The 17,215-nt window shown below is 36.5% G+C and carries 15 protein-coding genes; 11 read left to right on the forward strand and 4 right to left on the reverse strand.

Translation table 11 applies throughout. The features are described from left to right. Positions 1-309 precede the first annotated feature (309 nt). Positions 310-558 (forward strand): hypothetical protein, encoded by a 249-nt coding sequence (locus tag AC6ER9_RS06060; protein ID WP_497073896.1) that lies wholly within the window; start codon positions 310-312, stop codon positions 556-558. A 684-nt stretch (positions 559-1,242) separates the two neighbouring features. Here AC6ER9_RS06060 and AC6ER9_RS06065 read toward each other — a convergent pair. The 4 genes from AC6ER9_RS06065 to AC6ER9_RS06080 form a co-directional block, all read right to left on the reverse strand. Further along, on the reverse strand, positions 1,243-2,028 hold the full coding sequence (locus AC6ER9_RS06065; RefSeq protein WP_497073897.1) for a DUF1499 domain-containing protein: 786 nt from the start codon (positions 2,026-2,028) through the stop codon (positions 1,243-1,245). A 1,020-nt stretch (positions 2,029-3,048) separates the two neighbouring features. Beyond that, on the reverse strand, positions 3,049-3,588 hold the full coding sequence (locus AC6ER9_RS06070; protein ID WP_497073898.1) for a DUF1254 domain-containing protein: 540 nt from the start codon (positions 3,586-3,588) through the stop codon (positions 3,049-3,051). Beyond that, complete coding sequence (locus AC6ER9_RS06075; protein ID WP_497073899.1) at positions 3,581-4,198, reverse strand: DUF1214 domain-containing protein; 618 nt, start codon at positions 4,196-4,198, stop codon at positions 3,581-3,583. Before AC6ER9_RS06075 ends, AC6ER9_RS06070 begins: the two co-directional genes overlap by 8 nt. After that, the gene (locus AC6ER9_RS06080; RefSeq protein ID WP_497073900.1) at positions 4,195-6,345 is read right to left on the reverse strand and encodes a transglycosylase domain-containing protein; all 2,151 of its coding nucleotides are present in this window, start codon (positions 6,343-6,345) and stop codon (positions 4,195-4,197) included. The genes AC6ER9_RS06075 and AC6ER9_RS06080 overlap by 4 nt, the downstream gene beginning before the upstream one ends. Positions 6,346-6,692: 347 nt before the next feature. On the opposite strand from AC6ER9_RS06080, the gene AC6ER9_RS06085 reads away from it, so the two are divergent. The 10 genes from AC6ER9_RS06085 (at position 6,693) to AC6ER9_RS06130 (ending at position 17,164) form a co-directional block, all read left to right on the forward strand. Further along, positions 6,693-6,929, forward strand: a complete 237-nt coding sequence (locus tag AC6ER9_RS06085; RefSeq protein ID WP_497073901.1) for a hypothetical protein — start codon at positions 6,693-6,695, stop codon at positions 6,927-6,929. Between the two features lie 21 nt (positions 6,930-6,950). Further along, positions 6,951-7,619 carry a response regulator transcription factor gene (locus AC6ER9_RS06090; RefSeq protein ID WP_497073902.1) on the forward strand — a complete coding sequence of 223 codons (669 nt, stop codon included), beginning with the start codon at positions 6,951-6,953 and terminating at the stop codon, positions 7,617-7,619. After that, positions 7,616-9,034, forward strand: a complete 1,419-nt coding sequence (locus AC6ER9_RS06095; protein ID WP_497073903.1) for an ATP-binding protein — start codon at positions 7,616-7,618, stop codon at positions 9,032-9,034. The genes AC6ER9_RS06090 and AC6ER9_RS06095 overlap by 4 nt, the downstream gene beginning before the upstream one ends. Before the next feature lie 291 nt (positions 9,035-9,325). After that, complete coding sequence (locus tag AC6ER9_RS06100) at positions 9,326-10,090, forward strand: tetratricopeptide repeat protein (protein WP_497073904.1); 765 nt, start codon at positions 9,326-9,328, stop codon at positions 10,088-10,090. Positions 10,091-10,401: 311 nt separating this feature from the next. Beyond that, positions 10,402-10,881 carry a cytochrome c maturation protein CcmE gene (gene ccmE, locus AC6ER9_RS06105; RefSeq protein ID WP_497073905.1) on the forward strand — a complete coding sequence of 160 codons (480 nt, stop codon included), beginning with the start codon at positions 10,402-10,404 and terminating at the stop codon, positions 10,879-10,881. Positions 10,882-10,888: 7 nt separating this feature from the next. Continuing rightward, positions 10,889-12,868 carry a heme lyase CcmF/NrfE family subunit gene (locus AC6ER9_RS06110; RefSeq protein ID WP_497073906.1) on the forward strand — a complete coding sequence of 660 codons (1,980 nt, stop codon included), beginning with the start codon at positions 10,889-10,891 and terminating at the stop codon, positions 12,866-12,868. Between the two features lies 1 nt (position 12,869). Beyond that, the gene (locus AC6ER9_RS06115; protein WP_497073907.1) at positions 12,870-13,316 is read left to right on the forward strand and encodes a cytochrome c-type biogenesis protein; all 447 of its coding nucleotides are present in this window, start codon (positions 12,870-12,872) and stop codon (positions 13,314-13,316) included. Positions 13,317-13,504: 188 nt separating this feature from the next. Continuing rightward, positions 13,505-15,016 (forward strand): Do family serine endopeptidase, encoded by a 1,512-nt coding sequence (locus AC6ER9_RS06120; protein WP_497073908.1) that lies wholly within the window; start codon positions 13,505-13,507, stop codon positions 15,014-15,016. A gap of 82 nt (positions 15,017-15,098) precedes the next feature. Then, positions 15,099-15,785 (forward strand): winged helix-turn-helix domain-containing protein, encoded by a 687-nt coding sequence (locus AC6ER9_RS06125; RefSeq protein ID WP_497073909.1) that lies wholly within the window; start codon positions 15,099-15,101, stop codon positions 15,783-15,785. Continuing rightward, positions 15,782-17,164: a sensor histidine kinase gene (locus AC6ER9_RS06130; RefSeq protein WP_497073910.1), complete on the forward strand. Its 1,383-nt coding sequence runs from the start codon at positions 15,782-15,784 to the stop codon at positions 17,162-17,164. The genes AC6ER9_RS06125 and AC6ER9_RS06130 overlap by 4 nt, the downstream gene beginning before the upstream one ends. The last annotated feature ends 51 nt before the right edge of the window (positions 17,165-17,215 follow it).

The raw sequence follows: 17,215 nt of genomic DNA on the forward strand, positions 1-17,215 counted from the left end.
ACAGTACTGTAAATAGTATTATTACTTAATAAGTAATATACATTATTTTATAATATATGTATTGTTTATACAGTATTTTTATTGTTATTTTTACAAATGATATTTGATATTTTTCTAAACATCATGCTACCTGCTTTAATTATATCACTGTGATACGTTTTTTTAATAATTAAAGGAGGATTAAATGGGGAGTTCAAGCTCATCAAATGATTCACACAAAAGTTCACGCCCGCACAGTTTCCAGAAGAAGATAATTGTAGCACAGGTGCTCATTCTCAAGCATTAGATGCAGGTAGTATTGTAGGAGGAGTGATAGGAGGTAGACTAGCAGGAGTTGGTGACGCCTTGACAGATAAATACAATGAATGCCATACGGCACCAAGTTGTGAAGTAAACGATTATGTTGAAGCAGCTGCCATACACGGAGGCATAGGAGCAGAAGTTGGTACAGTAATGGCTGCAGTGGGAGGTGTTAGCATTGTCTCTTCAACTGTAATAGGCGGATTAGGAGGAGCTGCTAACGGTTTGATAGATAAGTACAATCAATGCCATCCGTAAAGTGGAGGGACACTGTTTCTAATTTATTTAGAAAATAGCTATAAAGATATTTCTGAGATCAGTGATATTGTAAACATACTTTAAAGCTATGGCTAAACTGATTTCAGGGATATTTTTGTGTATGGTAATAGATATTTTATTTTGGATTTTTTTGTTATGAATACTTTTACTGGATCCTTATTGGCAGCGTTTATATATGGATTTTTAATGTTTTTTATAATAGATTTAAAAGTGAGAACTGGAGGGTAAAAAGGATAATATTATAAACAATTATGTTTTTTATATTATATTATGCTGGAAATTTATTAGTTGAATATATGGGAATTTTAAAATAATATAGAATTAAGTTATTACATTATTTTAAGAATTATAATTTATTATGTATATATTATTATAAAAAACTATATTATTATTTTTTATATACTATTTATATTTAAAAATATGTACTGATTACAGTTAGTCAGAGTCTTTAATATCAAAATTATCATTAAGAGTTCTGTTTTTTTATTTCCTATTTTTTAATCTTTTTAATTATTTCAAGAGTGATTTGGTTTGAGATTATTGTCTTTTTCATAAGAATTCTCAGTTTATAGCTTTTGAAAAGTGATTATTTTCTTAATATATTATAATTTATTGAAAAATAAGCTTTTTTATGAAATAAAATGCCTTATCTCTCTTTATTTTTTATCCATCATCTTGTGAGAGAGGAAGTGAAGCAATTTCTGTATCAAGAGCATCCATAAAATCGATAATAAAGGCAGCATTGGTTCCTAAATCTCTCGGCAAATAACGAGAGGCAGAACGCATATCAACGAAAGTTGTATTACCTTCATCCGTTAAACGGATCACAATGTCCGAAATAAAGCCAAGGTAAAAAGTTTTAGCTTTCGTTTCAATATAAATCTCATTTTCTTCGCCTTTGAATTCTCTTTGCGCTACAATAGGCCAATCATACGCCGCTAAAACATTGAGAATGGATTCGAGAATACGTTCAGGTGAGCCATCATAACGGCGCCCCGACAGTTCTGGCCATTGTGACCTCTGTAATGTTGCTTGTTCAAGCAAAACACTTTTAAGGGGTAAAGCATCGCTGGGACGCATTGTACGAAAAAAAGCCGGTGGTCTTTGCGTATCGGTAGAAATATCATAAAGAGCCGGTAAGGTAGACCAAAGTCCAAAAAAGAATATCAATGGTGTTGCAGTTATGAGTGAATAAACGATCCCTTTTAAAGCTTTCATGCCCCCTAAAGCCCCACTGACCCACAAACTATGAAGTGCTTTAATAGCAAGAAAAAGAGAAATAATCACACAACCCGTAGCGATGCCGATCAAAATTATAAAATCAGTTACGTTAATGACGGAAAAACGTTGTAAAATAATCGAAAATAATAGAATAAAGAACGCTAATCCACCAACTCGAGGAGACCATACCGCTGCTCTTGAAATTAACCGAACATATTTCTTCTTCATGAAGTTTTTCCCCTCAACTGTAAACTATAAGCAAAGCTTTTTCAGAGTGCATATCCTATAAAAAGCTTCTGCTCATAAGACAAAAGTAAAGCACTTGTTTTTGAGGTCAAGGATGCGTGGTATCTCATCAATTTTCAGCAATTATTTTAGTGCTTTTATTGAAGGTAATAGGTATCTTTTCGGAAAATTACCATGTCATTGATCAAATTTTATGAGAATGTTTGTAAGTAAATAGAAAGAAACTCAAATGACAAGTTCTCCAGTTATTATGAGCCTATTTGTCTAAAATTTTACACTTTTTCTTTTCGTTGTGGGGAGTTTTTTCTGTCAGGTATTGTCTATCGGATAACGGAATATCATTGAATTGCGAATTCACGGCGTTTGTTTTAAAAAGACATCTCTCAACGCTCACGCTCATTTTGCGACGGTGCCTATGAAGGGATTAAAAATCAAGCAATTTAGCATCCCCATCCCTACATTTATGAAAAAGAAAACCAGTAACATCATTCTATTTTTTAGCCCTCAATTTCGCAACAGTTCTTGAACTAACGGCCCATCCGATGCATTTTTATTGCACAGTGCTTATTTACACATCAATTTTGCTTGTACTATGCAAAAGACGCGGGATTTAATTGATTCAAATGGGACAAGTTTGTCAATGAGAGAATCTTAGGATATTGGGCGCTTTTAATGCAACATCTAAAGAAATAAATTATCATTATAAAGAAAAGTTTTGTCTAAATATAAAATGGGTATGTGCAATAGAGATTTCATTCTCTCTTATATAGATAATCAATGGACCTCTATACATGTGGTTTGTATTTCCATCAAAGATTAATGTGAGGGGATTAAAAACATTTTATCTATCTTTATAAAAAACGAGGGATCTAAAAACAGACAAACCTAAATTATAATATATTGATTAATAGAAAAAAATTGATCGAGGAAAAAGATAACTATTTTTATAGGTTTTGTTTCACTTTTATTAAAAAGTAGGTCGCTGTACAAGTAAGGATATTTTTATTCATAAAATATGCGACAAGTAGCCGATGAAAGAAAAGTTTCACTTTCTTTTTTTGCCATGGAAGAAGGGGTAAAAATACGTAAAATGACAAAACCTTCATTCAAATTTTTAGCAACCAAAACTGCATTGGCATTTTTTTTAGGTTTTGATTTTTTAAGTTCTATTATTTGTATTGGTTTTCCAATAATAAGATCGAGTGTCGCATCAGGGGCGGTTCGATCATTAAGGCTGTAGAAAATAATTCCGTTGTGTGTGTAGGCAGCCAGTGACCAAAATTGTCGTGTTTTCAAAGCCTTTAAATGAACGGGTCCATTTTCAAGATTAAATCTGCAGACTTTAAGAAGAAAGAGTGGATCAGAAAACTCTTGAATAGGATTATCAGGAGTAAAATCAACAAATTGATAAGGGGTTCCAGATTTTTTAAGGCTTGTCCATATATTATTTTGTGCCCAAGAGGGGATCAGAAAGAGAACACAAATATGAACGATAATAGCACCAATGAATGCAAGAAGTGCGGTATGAATAAATCTAGTCACAATTTATTTGTCCTGATGGGATTTGTTCTATTGAGGGCATGGTGAGATTGTGTAATGCTGTTGCAGAGATGATGGGGGTATCATATAAGGTGAGAATAAGCCCGAATTCTTTTTGACTAACGGTTGCAAGCCAATTGCCGGCTTGCGGTGTAGATGAAATATTGATGCGCAATGAGCCATCATGCTCATAAGTAATATTATCAGTGTGAAGTTCAAAAGGTATTTCTTTCGATGAAATATAGGGTTTAAGGGATTTATCCGCTGTATAAAGGGTAAAAAGACGGGTTTGAGGGAGAGTGCCTTTGAGCAAATAATGACAGTGAGGGTGGAGTGGACGTCCTTTATTGTCTTGCCAAATCTGGAATTGAAGACCTTCAGTGTGTCCAAGTGAAACAATACCTTGTTTGATCGTGCGGGCGCGGGTGTAAGGATCCATATTGGCGGTCCCTACTTTTGGGTAAGCACTCCATTTTCCAATGGTGAAGCGTCCAAAATGAGGAAAGGAATTGAGCGCATAATCGACACTCAGTGTTCCACATAAAATGGAAAAAGCGAAGATAAAAAAGAAAACGATGATATTAAAAAATAATAGAGAGTATATTGAATTCAAAATTTTGAATCTCCCGTTGTTTCTATTTTCAAAGGGATTGCAGAGTTTTTTTTCAGATCTTTGTTAATCAATCGCACGATATGCAATGTTTCTGGAGAAAGCATAGAGGGTATTGGGGCGGAAAATTCAGAATTTGCATGGGAAGAAAGTGTTGGAGACTGATAAGGGAGGAGAGAATCTTTAACACCGTAGAGCTGTTTAAGCATGATATTTTGATGCGCAGTAAGCATAATGCGATGCCATATCATGGCAGGAACGCCTCCCCCAAAAGCACGATTCATGGGTGAAAAGTTATCATTTCCCATCCATACCGCGCCAGTATAATTACCCGTAAAGCCAACAAACCAAGCATCGCGATAAGATTGTGATGTTCCAGTTTTTCCAGCAACAAGAGTCATGGGCAGAGCAGCACGCTTACCGGATCCTCGTGTTGTGACCCCCACCATCATTTGGTTCATATAAGCAGTTGATTGTCTGCTGAGAACACGATGTAGTTTTTTTCCGTTGTGCTCGAAATCCCATACCACATGTCCATCAAGTGTTTTTATTTGCGTGAAACCATGACGATTACCAGCTATCCCGCCATTCGCAAAGACATTAAAGCCAGTGGCTTGATCCATGGGGGTCATGTTGGAAGTACCAAGAACCATCGTTTTGTGTGATAAAATATGTGCGTTAATTCCCATATTCTTGATGAGATCGATGATGGGTTTTGTATCGCGGTGCAGATATTGATAGGTAAGATAGACAGGGACGGTATTAATGGAAAAGGCTAAAGCCGTTGCCAAATCAATTTTTCCCAGATAACGACCAGAATTATTTTTTGGTGTCCAACCGCCCCAGTTGATGGGGGCATCTAAAACGATTGTTGAAGGTGAAAGGCCGTGTTCCAGTGCTGCTGCGTAAACATAAGGTTTGAATGAAGAACCAGGTTGCCGCCCGCCTTGTGTTGCTCTGTTAAATTGACTTTTTTTATAATCTAGTCCTCCAACAATTGCGCATACGGCACCGTTATTATCGAGTATAACAGTGGCGGCTTGTGTTACATGATATTGTTGACCATATTGATGTAAGTGATATGCAATAGATTCTTCAGCTACTTTTTGAAGTACTGGATCAAGCGTTGTTTGAATAATTAAACGATGGCTTGGAAGTTGATTACGTATTTTTTTGACTTCTTCGAATGCCCAATCAAGAAAATAATCAGGCTGATTATTGTCTATTTGGGGAAGAGCCTTAGCAGGGTGGCGATGCGCGTTAATAATCTGACTTTTTGTCATAAAGCCACTATTAACAAGATTAGAAAGAACGACATTGGCACGTGTTTGAGCAGCAAAAAGATGACGATGAGGCGCGTATTTTGTTGGCGCTTTAAAGAGCCCTGCTAACATAGCCGATTCACTTAAAGATACGTGACGGATGTTTTTTCCAAAGTAAAATTTTGCCGCCGCTGCAATACCAAAATTGTTTCCTCCCATATAGGCACGGTCAAGATAAAGTTGTAAAATTTGTTTTTTGCTAAAATTTGCTTCGAGCCAAAGAGCAAGATAAGCTTCTTTGATTTTACGTGTTATGGTTCGTTCATTTGTTAAGAATAAATTTTTAGCCAATTGTTGTGTAAGAGTTGACCCTCCTTGCACCACCCCTTTTGCTTGCATGTTTTGTGAAATTGCCCGTGTAAGTCCTTGAAAATCAATGCCAAAATGATCAAAAAAACGACGGTCTTCTGTAGCAAGAACCGCTTTAATAACGGTGTCTGGCATTTCTTCAACGGGAACGTAGATCGCCGGTAGTGCACCACGGTGACCAATGGAATTTCCATAGCGATCTAAAAAAAGAATGGAAAAGTTTTTAGGAGATGACCAATCTGTTTTGGTTAGTTCAAAAACAGAAATGCCCAAAATGGTGAAAAGAGTAAAACCTATCAGTCCTAATGTTAGTATTTCATCGAGAATTTCAACGATAAAGCGTTTCCATCCTTGAAGCTGAAAGTTTTGTGAAATGATTTTTGCCGTTTTCCAGAAAAAACGGTTAGCAGAACGAAGGCGATAAAGCGCTGTATCTAATTGTGCATCTAATTCGATGAGAGTAGGGCTGCGAAATGGCTTATGCTGTTGTCTTTTCTTTTTTTTAAAAAAATTAAACATCTAAAAAGAGCCTTTTGAAAAGTAATACAACAAAACAAATCTATAAAAATTATATGGAGTAGAAGTATTTTTTTTCTATAGCTCTTAAAGAGTAAGGTGTTTATTTGATAATTATTTATGTCTCGTAAAAAAATGTATTAATATTTTATTATTTTATTCAATAAGTTTTCTTTTCACTATTAAAAATATTTTATTTTTAATTTTTAAAAATTTGGAGTAGCATGGGTAGTTCATTCTGTAAGATAGAAGGTAATTTATTTTCCAGTTGTGATTTTAAATCCACCTCAAAAAAAACATTATTTCTTTTATCCTTTAGAAGATAAAGAAAATAGATTATTGAGATGTCTATGATGAAAAAAGTTTTCTTGTTCCTGATAATAACAGCTTTTTTAGGAGCTGATTCTGTTTTGGCTGCGGGATGTGCTGAGGTAGGTAAGAAGGTTGCGGACCAAGAGAATGGGGTTCTTGTCCGTTCAAAAGCGGTTGCTCAGGATGGAAGGGGTATGTGTGCGATTGTGGTTGTTGTCCCAGCCCGTAATGGTGAAAAGCTGCGCCGTGTTGAGTTTTTTCTTCCTGCTGATTAGCATTTGGCAGATGGTGTTGTGATGCGTATCTTAATTGTTGAAGATGATCGGAATCTTCATCATCAATTAGTAGAAGCAGTAAAACATGCAGGATATGTTTCTGATAGTGCTTTCGATGGGGAAGAGGCTTATTTTTTAGGGAGTACAGAGTCTTATGATGCGGTGATACTGGATATAGGTTTACCGCAGATTGATGGGGTTCGTATTGTTGAAAAGTGGCGTCAAGAAGGGCGCTCCATGCCTGTTTTAATGCTAACGGCACGAGATCGTTGGTCCGATAAAGTGCGCGGTATTGATGCAGGAGCTGACGATTATGTTGTGAAGCCATTTCATTTGGAGGAAGTTATGGCGCGCTTGCGGGCGCTAATTCGTCGCTCTACAGGACATGCGACAAGTGCTTTATGTTGCGGAAATGTTTTATTAGATACCAAGACATCTCGTGTTTTTGTGGATGGTCAACCCATTAAACTAACATCTTATGAATTCAGACTTCTTTCGTATCTTATGCATCATTGTAACAGGGTTATTTCAAGAACAGAGCTTACTGAGCATCTTTATGATCAGGGTTTTGATAAGGATTCAAATACGGTGGAGGTTTTTGTAGGTCGATTACGAAAAAAGCTTGGCGTGGATTTGATTGAGACCATCCGAGGAATGGGATATCGCGTGAGAACGCTAGGTGATGAATGAATTTTTTCAAAGAAGATAATTGGCTTCAGAGGTTCTTTTTTGTCATTACGCGATCCCTCAGTTTACGTGTTATGATCTTATCAACATTGTGGATTGTTATTTCTCTTTTATCGATTTCTGCAGTGAGTATTTTATTTTATAAGCGTTCAACTGAAGAGAGTTTAGAGCGTATCCTTTCTGCTCAACTCTACAGTTTGATTGCAACAGTGACAGTGTCACCGGAAGGCACTTTGAGAGGAGGAGCTGGAATTGATGACATTCGTTATGCTGATCCAACAACGGGATGGTATTGGGAAGTTATTGCGATATCTCACAATTTAAAAGGAAGACTGACTTCTCCCTCATTGGGAACAGGAGAGATCTTTACACCCAGCGATGTCGATATACCTTTTGACAATAAATTCTTTCGCTCTTATCGGATAAAAGGAAATAATGGTAAAAGATTACAAGTGATTGAGAGTGATGTTGTGCTTGATAATAAAAATCATATTGCACGTTTTCGCCTTGTTGGGAATATTGATGAAGCATATACCCAAGTAAAGGAATTTAAGCGAACTTTGCAAATTTTTCTTTGGAGTTTTGGGATCGGAAGTATTCTGATTAATATTGCTATAATTTTCTTTAGTTTTCAACCATTGAAGCTTATTCGACGGACATTGAATGATATTCGCGAAGGAAGAGTTTGTTATGTGAATACCGATTTAGTCAGTGAAGTTATGCCGCTTGTTCAAGAGATGAATGCTCTTATTAAAAATAATCAACTTATTATTGAGCGATTTCGCACACAGGTTGGTAATCTCGCGCATTCATTGAAGACGCCTCTGTCTGTGATTATGAATGAGACAGATAAGATGCGCGGAGGAAAGGCTTGTTTGTTGAGAGAGCAAACGCAAATAATGCAAACTCAAATTAATCGTTATCTTCAGCGGGCGCGAATTGCAGCACAATGCGATAGTATTGTCTATCATACATCTGTTCGCAGTGTGATTGATCGTCTAATACGGGTTATGAAAAAGCTTAATCCTGAAAAACAAATTGAATTTATTATGGATGTTGATGAGATTGTTTTTTCTGGAGAAAGGGAAGATTTAGAAGAAATTGTAGGAAATTTGCTTGAAAATGCTACTCAATGGTCTCGCGAATATGTGTTGATTTCTTGTTGTTTAGAAGAAAAGATTGAAGAAGAAAAATATTTTAGTATCCTTGTTGAAGATGATGGTCCTGGTTTAACAGAAGATAAAGTTGATGAAGCGTTAAAGAGAGGAAGGCGGTTTGATGAAAGTAAACCTGGGACAGGTTTAGGGTTAGCAATTGTTTCAGATATGGTCAATGAATATGGTGGTCGTCTCTTTTTATCGCGTTCTGTCTTGGGGGGATTGTGTACAAAAGTTTTATTACCCAAAATGGGAGAATAACATATTTTCTTATTAATCAGTCGATGTCTATAAATTTTGTGAAGAAATATTTAGACAATACAAATAAAGGAGGGGGGTTTTTCAGAAGATCGGTATTTATAAGCAAAATATGAAAATAAAGCCTTATTTTTATTTTATTGATAGAAGTGATCTATATGAGAGAAATGAGCAATAGATTTTACGATGTTATTTCATAATAAAGATAAATTTTTATTATTTTACATCATTCTTCTCATGAAGAGGATAAAAGGGTAAGCAGGTTATCTTCTGTTCGCATTGGAAAAAAATGATATGCTTTTATTCATTCTTGCAGCATTTTTTCTTACTTTTCTGGCAATTATTCTTTTTCTTTCATTACGTTTTGACGATGGGGTAAAGAAAAAATGGCAAATTCAAAACATAGATGGTTATAAAAATCATATCCATACGGTTGAGGCTCATAAGCTTTATTGGCATTATAAAAAAAGAAATATTCTTAAAGTTTTAAGTATTTTTTTTGTTCTTCTTATAACTTGGAGTATCTATGGACTGACAGGCAATCCAGAAGTAAAAAGTTATTTTTTTAGCGAATTAATGGATAAGAATCCTAAAATTCTCAGTAAGCAAGAAAGGTTTGTTCGTCTACAAGTGCTTTTTTTCCGTTCCCCTCATGATGGCAAGTTAGCCGATGCGTTAGCGGTAGGGTATCTCGAAGAAAGTCATTTTCAAGAAGCTGTGAATACTTATTTAGATGCACTTCGTTTGAATGGAGAAACAGCGCCAAGGCTTGTAGGATATGGTTTAGCATTGGTTGGTTATGAAGGGGGAGTGATAACGCGAGAGGCACAAAGTGCTTTTCAAAAAGCAGCAGATTTAGCGCCAACAGATTTTTATCCACGCCTATTGTTGGCTGATGCATTTCATCAAGCTGGAAAAACAGCAAAAGCAGTGCAGTTTTTACAAAGCTTTCTTGAGACAATGCCTGAAAATTTTGCAGGACGATCACGGGTTGAAAAAATGATAATTCAGTTACTTAACTCATTAAGTGAACAGACAAAGGGGGCATCCGCCAATTGAGATGATGAAATAAAAGAGAAGAGTGAGTTAGAACGACAAGAGCAGTGATCTTCTTAGAAGTAGAAGACATATGTGGGGGAGGTTGAAGAACAAAAAGGAAGAATGTTAAGAGTGTGGCACAAGTCATTATAGATTAAATAAAAATTGGTGTAAAAACTAAAAAAGGAATAAAAGTATCAATAAGCGTGTTGGGTAGAGGTAAGGTACTGGATAAAAAGTTGCACCTACGGAAAAGATATGCAAAGCTCTTAAATAAAGTAAAATATGGATGCTTATATAACTTATTTCAAATTTTTTGTCGCAGAGTGTCTATGAACAATCAACCTTTAGAAAATTCTGCTTCATTGAAGTTCGTTTTAAAGCAGCGAAAAAAAAAGCGCTTACTGATCATCGTGTTGTGTTGTTTGGTTATGGCAATTGCAGTAAGTCTTATTTTGTATGCAATGCGTCATGCGGTCAGTTTTTTTAGAATGCCCTCTGAAATTACGAGAGAAGATATTTTAACGGGACGTCCTTTGCGTTTGGGTGGCTTTGTTGAAAAGGGAACTATTCAATATGTGGGGGAGAGTAGCATTATTTTTTTTGTAACGGATAACAAAAAACATGAAAAAGTGGTTTTCAATGGTATCTTACCGGATCTTTTTCGTGAAGGTCAGGGTGTGATTGTAGAAGGGCATTTCGATAAACAGGGTTTTTTTATAGGAACGCGTATTTTAGCAAAACATGATGCAACTTATAGGCCTAAAGAAACCGCTGATCGCTTGAAAAAACGTTACAGTTTGGAGAGATAATTCGATTGTGTTTGTCGAACTGGGTCATATTTTTTTAGCTGCAGCATTTGCCGTAAGCTTATTAGAAGCTTTCTTACCTGCTTTTGGTTTTTGGAGGCAAGAGCGTTTGTTAATGCAAACAGCGATCCCTCTAACCTATATCACTTTCGTATTATTGCTCTTATCTTTTTTAGTGATGATTTACGCGCATGTTGTATCTGATTTTTCTGTCTTGAATGTTGTTGAGAATTCTCATTCAGAAAAACCGATGCTCTATAAAATCACGGGTGTTTGGGGCAATCATGAAGGCTCCATGTTATTATGGGTTTTAAATCTCTCTTTTTTTAGTGCGCTGATGGCTTTCTTTAGTCAACATTTGCCAGTAGATTTTAAGGCGCTTGTTTTAATTTGCCAAAGTTGGATTACAAGCGCTTTTCTTTTATTTATTCTTTTTATATCCAATCCATTTTTACGTATGAATCCGCCAGCATTGCAGGGCAATGATCTCAATCCTCTTTTACAAGATATTGCATTGGCAATTCATCCACCGCTCCTTTATTTAGGCTATGTTGGTTTTTCACTTTGTTTTTCTTTTGCTGTTGCAGCATTAATTAGGGGGCATATTGATAAAATTTGGGCGCGTTGGATTCGCCCTTGGCTTTTACTTTCTTGGTGTTTTTTGACATTAGGAATTATGGTTGGCTCTTATTGGGCTTATTATGAATTAGGATGGGGAGGCTATTGGTTCTGGGATCCCGTTGAAAATGTTTCGTTTATGCCTTGGCTTTCAGGAACAGCTCTTTTACATTCTACTCTTGTTCTCGAAAAACGAGAAATATTGAAAAGTTGGACTTTATTTTTAGCATTGCTCACTTTTTCCCTTTCTTTGATGGGAACTTTTCTTGTGCGTTCGGGACTATTAGTTTCTGTTCATAGTTTTGCTGTTGATCCAGCACGGGGACAAGCCATTCTTGCACTTTTATTTTTCTTTACGGGAGCGGCTTTTCTTCTTTTTGCTTTGCGTATTCCTTTTTTAAAAACGGAAAGATTTTTTCAACCAATTTCGCGTGAAGGGTTTATTGTTTTAAATAACTTATTACTGATAACAATAACAGCAACGGTATTGATTGGTACGCTCTATCCTTATTTTATTGAGATGTTAACAGGACAAAAAATTTCTGTAGGCGCTGCTTTTTTTAACCTGACTTGTGGACCGCTTATGCTTTTATTGTTATTGCTTGTTCCGTTTGGGTCAATGATGGCGTGGAAACGTGGTGATTTTCTCGCAGTTTTTGAACGTTTGTGGTTTGTTTTTTTCTTGGTTGGTATCGTCTGTTTTATATTATTTTATGCGGCATCTGTGCGTGACATTCTTGCAGTTTTAGGCATTGGGCTTTCAGCATTTGTTTTTTTAGGCAGTTTAGCAGATCTGTGGGGAAGGAGTGTATACGGCAAGAGAGCTTTTTCAGTACGCGTTAAGAGATTTCTTGGATTGCCATGGTCTATTTTTGGTGCAGCCATAGCACATATGGGACTAGGCGTTACATTATTTGGTATTGTTTGTGTGGCAAGTTTCGGGCAAGAGCGTATTTTAACTATGAACATAGGAGAGCGGGTGACGATAGCGGATAAAACACTTCATTTTGATACCGTGCAGGACAGTTTTGGTTCGAATTATTCGGCAATGGCATTTTATTTTACAATATATGAGAATAAAAAAATCGTTGGTCATATCACTGCCTCAAAGCGATTTTACTCAAGCCAAAATACATCAACAACGGAAGTTGGTCTTCAAAATCATGGTTTATCGCAGCTTTATGTTGTGCCTGGGCATCTCGATAATCGGGGTCTTGTTGTGCATATATGGTGGAAACCTTATATCATATGCATTTGGTTAGGGGCATTCATGATGGCTATGGGAGGATGTTTTTCTCTTCTGGGGCGTTGGTTTCGCACTGGAGTGCATAAGAGGCTGTTGCTTGCTTTAAATTTTGAAAAGAGACATTGAGATGAAAAAAATTCTTTGGGTTTTATTTTTCTTAATCACAATGTTTTCTTTTCAATTCGCTATAGCCGTGGAACCAGATGAGATTTTAAAGGATACAGTCCTTGAAAAGCGCGCGCGCGATATTTCATCGCGTTTACGTTGTCCGGTTTGTCAAAATCAATCAATTGATGATTCAGATACTTCTCTAGCACGTGATTTACGGCTTTTAATTCGGGAAAAACTGAAAATGGGCTATAGCAATCAGCAAGTGATTGATTTTCTTGTTGCGCGATATGGTGAATTCATTCTCTTAAAACCACCATTAAATAAAACAACTTGGTTTTTGTGGTTTTCGCCTTTAATTATTATCATTATTGGTGCAAGTGTCATATTTTTCCAGTTAAAACAGTATAAGCGTGAGAAAATGATGATCTCTGAGAAAAAACAGTCAAAAACGCTATTGCATTAAAAAAGATATTCCATAAAGGAAAAAGTTTAGCGCATCTAAAATGAGCATTCAACCTTATTGTAGTTATATTGGAGGGTACTGAAATCTTACAAAAATTTAACAATTTAGACAGAAAACGGTAAGGTCTGGTATTTTATAAGCAATCAGATTGGGATAGAGAATATAATTGAATAGGAGCTATAGAGTAGATGTTAAAAAAAACTTTCTTTAAAACATTTGTCGCAGTAAGCTTTTCCGTAGTATTGGAGAGTGCACTGTTTTTTAGTGGATGTACATCAAGCTTATGGACGACGAAGGCTCGTGCAAGTTCTATATTTACTTCGTTAGTGCAACAACAAGGATTTGCAGATATCGTTGCGCAAGTACAATCTGCGGTTGTTTCAGTACAAGTAAAGGGCAAGAAAAAGAAAGAAGATCGGTTCATTAGCAACTTTTTTAGTAGTCCAGGGATTGATCAATTACCAGATCAACATCCTTTGAAAAGGCTTTTTAAAGAGTTTTATGATTTTGATAAGCCTAAAAATAAATTTCCCCATCATTCACGAAGACTGCATCCTGTCGCTTTTGGATCGGGCTTTTTTATTTCATCTGATGGTTACATTGTGACCAATGATCATGTGATTTCTGGCGGGATAGATTATACTGTTGTTCTGAATGATGGTACGAAATTAAATGCAAAACTTATTGGGAAAGATCCTAAAACCGATCTTGCAGTCTTAAAAGTAAATGATAAAAGAAAATTTTCCTATGTTGATTTTGGTGATGATTCAAAGCTTCGTGTTGGAGATTGGGTTATTGCTATTGGTAATCCATTTGGTCTTGGTGGAACTGTAACAGCAGGGATTGTTTCGGCCCGTGGACGTGATATTGAAGCGAGTGCTTATGATGATTTTATTCAGATTGATGCAGCTGTTAATAAAGGAAACTCTGGTGGTCCAACATTTGATCTTAATGGAAAGGTTGTAGGGGTTAATGCGGCAATTTTTTCTCCTTCTGGAGGAAATGTAGGGATCGCCTTTGCTATTCCGGCAACGATTGTAAAACAGGTTGTACAACAACTTATTGAAAAAGGATCCGTTCAACGTGGTTGGCTTAATGTTATAATTCAGCCAGTAACGAAGGAAATTTCTGATTCAATAGGTTTGAAAGAAGCAAAAGGTGCTTTGGTTACTGATCCATTAAAAGGACCAGCAGCAAAAGCTGGTATAAAGGCAGGTGATGTTATTATTTCAGTGAATAATGAAAAGATTGCTGATGCACGTGAGCTTGCTAGACGTATTGCAAGTATGTGTCCGGAAGAAACCGTGACTTTAGGGGTTTTTAGATCCGGTAAGGAAGAAACGATCAAAGTTAAACTTGATGCAATGCCTAAAGATAAAGATAAGAAAGAAAGTTCAAAACCTTTAAATGAACGTGGTAATTCAGATGAAATATTGGAAGATTATGGTTTGATTGTTATTCCTTCTGATGATGGGGTAGGGGTGGTCGTAACGGATGTTGATATCGATTCAGATGCTGCTGATAAGATGATCCGTCCAGGTGATGTCATTGTGACAGTAAATAATAAACCGGTTAAAAAAGCCTCTGATATTACTGATGTAATTAAAAATGCTCAAAACCTAGGGCGAAAAGCTATACTTTTACAAGTGCGAACAAATGATCAAAATCGTTTTGTTGCTCTTCCAATTTTTAAAAAATAGTATTTTATTCATGAGTGGGACAGAGATTTTGCAGATTTCTGTCCTACAATGCAATTTTATAAAAATAATGGAGATGCGTTTTATGAAAATACTCGTTATCGAAGATGATTGTGAAACAGGACGTTATCTCGAAAAAGCTTTTTTGGAGGTAGGACATTCCGTTGATGTTGCTTATGATGGTGATACTGGATACGCTCTAGCTGAAACAGGAAATTATGATGTTATGGTTGTTGACCGAATGCTTTTACATCGCGATGGTCTTTCGATTATTACTGAATTGCGTGCTAAAGGTCATGAAGCGCCGATTCTTGTTCTGTCGGCTTTAGGGCAAGTTAATGATCGTGTAACGGGGTTGCGTGCAGGGGCGGATGATTATTTGACAAAGCCGTATGCTTTTTCTGAACTTCTTGCGCGTGTTGAAGTCTTACAACGGCGGAAGAATCCTAAAGAAGCAGAAACGGTGTATTGTGTAAGCAATCTTGAGCTTGATCGATTAGCCCATACAGTAAAACGGGGGCATAAAAACATCATCTTGCAACCACGAGAGTTTCGTTTACTAGAGTATTTAATGCGTTATGCGGGGCAGGTTGTTACACGTACGATGCTGTTAGAAAATGTTTGGGATTATCATTTTGATCCACAAACAAATGTCATTGATGTCCATATTTCTCGTTTAAGAGCCAAAATTGAAAAGGATTTTGATGTTCCCCTTCTCCATACTGTGCGTGGTGCTGGATATATGCTGAAAGCACCAGATAACAAAGCATGAATCGTTTGATTAATATAATGCGCACGACAGCGCTAAGGCTTTCAGCACTTTACATTTTATTGTTTGGATTGGTGGCAACAGGCCTTTCTATTTATATGACGGCATTTTCTGCTTCGTTGTTAACAGAGCAAACTGAACAGACTTTACATGAAGAATTAAAATATATTGAAAATGCTTATAATTATGGGGGACTGTCTCTATTAATGCGCACGATTGATTATCGTTCAAGACAACCAGGGGCATTTCTTTATCTTGTTACGGATCCTATGGGACGTATTTTAGCAGGAAATGTAGCACGGATTGAATTAGGTCTTTTAAATCAGAGTGGTTTTATTTCTGCCTCTTTTTTGTATTCTCGTTTTGGAGAACATGGCAAAACAAGTGAACATCGCGCTTTGGCAGTTATTGTTGATTTGCCTAATGCTATGAAGGTTCTTATAGGACGAGATTTGGATGAACCAGAACGTTTTGCAGCGGTTATTCGTAAGGCTGTGATCATTGCACTTGCTGCAATGGTTGGAGGCGCTTTACTTATATGGTTTTTTGTTGGCAGGAGAGCTTTGCAAAGGATTGATCAGGTCACAGCAGCATCACGGCGCTTGATGGATGGTGATTTCAGCGGGCGTTTACCGGTTTCTGGGGTAGGAGATGAGTTTGATCGATTATCAACGAATCTGAATGTTATGTTAGACCGCATTGAAGAGTTAAATATTGGTTTGCGTCAAGTATCAGATAATATTGCTCATGATCTGAAAACACCGTTAACGCGTCTTAGAAATCGTGCTGAAGAAGCGCTTTCGGGAGATAAGACAAAGCTTGAATATCGTCAGGTCCTTGAGAGTGTTATTGCTGAATCAGATCAACTTATTCGCACATTTAGTGCGATTTTAATGATTTCACGCATCGAAGCAAGCTGTGCAATTGAGCATCTTGAGATGATGAACATGAAACTTATCCTTGAAGATGCTGTTGAGCTTTATGAACCTTTTGCTGAAGAGTCAGGTGTTTTACTTCAGTTGGGAGATATCTTTGATAAAGAGCTTAAATTAAATCGTGAGCTTATTGCACAAACAATTTTTAATCTTATCGATAATGCGATTAAATATGCCTCTAAAGATGAAGGAAAAGCGAAGGTTTTATTATCAATGGAATATCGTGATGAACATTTATTAGTTGTTGTAAGCGATAATGGTCCAGGAATAGCAGAGGATAAACGTGAAAAAGTAACAGAACGCTTTGTTCGTCTTGAAGAAAGCCGTACACAACCTGGTTTTGGGATTGGTTTAAGTATAGCAAAAGCAGTTATGAAGCTGCACGGGGGTGAATTGTTACTTGAAAATGCAAATCCAGGGCTTAGGGCTGTTTTGTTATTTCCTTAAAGATATTTTTTTCACTTTATTTTATACGGAACGATTATTTTAAAGTATAAT

The organism is Bartonella sp. SL317 (genome assembly GCF_059687655.1).